Origin of the sequence: Altererythrobacter lutimaris, assembly GCF_013371495.1 — a bacterium.
Classification (GTDB): Bacteria; Pseudomonadota; Alphaproteobacteria; order Sphingomonadales; family Sphingomonadaceae; genus Erythrobacter; species Erythrobacter lutimaris_A.
The window spans coordinates 1-499 of the sequence record NZ_JABWTA010000012.1; the positions used below are offsets into that span (position 1 = coordinate 1).

At 58.1% G+C, this 499-nt stretch carries 2 protein-coding genes; both read right to left on the bottom strand.

Features of this window, described 5'->3' with window-relative positions; translation table 11 throughout:
- Nucleotides 1-337, bottom strand: a 337-nt coding sequence (locus HUO12_RS14310; protein WP_176274491.1) for an HK97-gp10 family putative phage morphogenesis protein, incomplete at its 3' end; no start/stop codon positions are given.
- Nucleotides 338-367: 30 nt separating this feature from the next.
- Nucleotides 368-499, bottom strand: a 132-nt coding sequence (locus tag HUO12_RS14715; RefSeq protein WP_176274492.1) for an N-6 DNA methylase, incomplete at its 5' end; no start/stop codon positions are given.

Genomic DNA, 499 nt, shown 5'->3' on the forward strand with positions numbered 1-499 from the left:
CACCCACACGGCCGCCGAATGATTGAATCACCGCATCTTCGTTTTCGTGCCATGCCGGGCCAAGCATCGGCTGAGCCCGCATGTTGACGGTCCCGAACTCAAAAAAATGGCCCTTCCAGTCGCCGCTGACGACGCCCACGGTTCCGTATTCCAAGATTCTCGGCTCAATGCTGTTTCGCAGGTCACCTTCGTCCACCGGAGCCAGCGATTGCGCGTCCTTCGCTACTGGTTCGAGCGCCGCCAGAGCAACTTGCTGGAGATCTTCATCGCTTACTGACTGGCCGAGCGCAGCGATGTTCTTCAGCGCTTGTTCAATGCCCTTCAGTTCAAACTTCATGACAGCCGGGTCGCGCTAATCTCGCGCCCGTCACGGTCGAGCGGTATTGGCGGTTGGGAAATCGTGCAGGATCATATTCATGCGGGCAAGACCGGCGGTGGTGACATCCTTCTCCTGGCCTTCCAAAGTGATCCGTTTGCCCGCTTCGGCTGCAACCTTAAG